We start from the raw sequence: 745 nt of genomic DNA, 5'->3' as shown, positions 1-745 counted from the left end.
GCTGTGACCCCGGTCCCACTTCATGTGGGAGACGTCGGCGGCGCGGATTAGCGCATCCTCAATGCGGACCATGGCTGGCGGATGATCGGTCACATTAAGCACTCCCCATCGCTGAACACCTCGAAGCGGCAGCCCGGTGCAAGCTGAACCCGCCATATTTCGTACCCGCCATAGGTGTCGCGCGCATCGAAATGGGCGAGATAGGGACGATTGGCCCAGCAGGCCTTCTTGCCGTGCCATCGGCTCCAGCGCGCCTCAGCGTCATCATTCCAGTGCCGGCCAAGCAGGATGGCGACGGTGCAAACGATCGCTCGCCAGATCGTCCATTCCTCGTCGCGCGCCCGCTCGTACCCATCGTAGATGGTCCAGCCCTTCCGGCTGTCGCGCGCCGGCGATTTGATCGTCGGGCCCCACAGCGCGACGAAGCCGCGCAGTTCCTGGCGGCGGCGGTACCGCGCTTCTTCGGCCCACGCTTCGCGCTCGATCGCCTCCATGTCGATCATGCGAACGCACTCCCGCGCTTCGGCCGATGCGGCATGGCCGGCAAAGCGGTGAAGTGCGTGTGATAGCCGGGCCAGTCGCTATCTAGCGGCGTGCCGCACCAGGGCGCCTCTGTGATCGGGAACTTCCACCAAAGCACCGCGCCCAGCTCTTCGTGCCAATGGCGCTCGGCTTTCGCCTCCTCGCCAAGATCGCCGGGCGTCACGAAGACGAACCAGATCTGCTTCTCCGGGCCGCAATGCCG

The 745-nt window shown here is 65.4% G+C and carries 1 protein-coding gene; it reads right to left on the bottom strand.

From position 1 onward, the window contains the following. Positions 1-89: 89 nt before the first annotated feature. A complete protein-coding gene (locus LS48_RS14675) occupies positions 90-503 on the bottom strand; it encodes a hypothetical protein (RefSeq protein ID WP_131807747.1) in 414 nt (137 codons plus the stop codon). Positions 504-745: the final 242 nt, after the last annotated feature.

The organism is Aequorivita aquimaris (assembly GCF_001573155.1).
In the GTDB taxonomy this organism is placed as follows: domain Bacteria; phylum Bacteroidota; class Bacteroidia; order Flavobacteriales; family Flavobacteriaceae; genus Aequorivita; species Aequorivita aquimaris.
This window is presented reverse-complemented; position numbering and strand designations above follow the sequence as displayed.

What these genes read in the sequence shown, in the direction of transcription:
- LS48_RS14675 (WP_131807747.1), bottom strand. Translation starts at nt 503, where the DNA reads ATGATCGACATGGAGGCGATCGAGCGCGAAGCGTGGGCCGAAGAAGCG.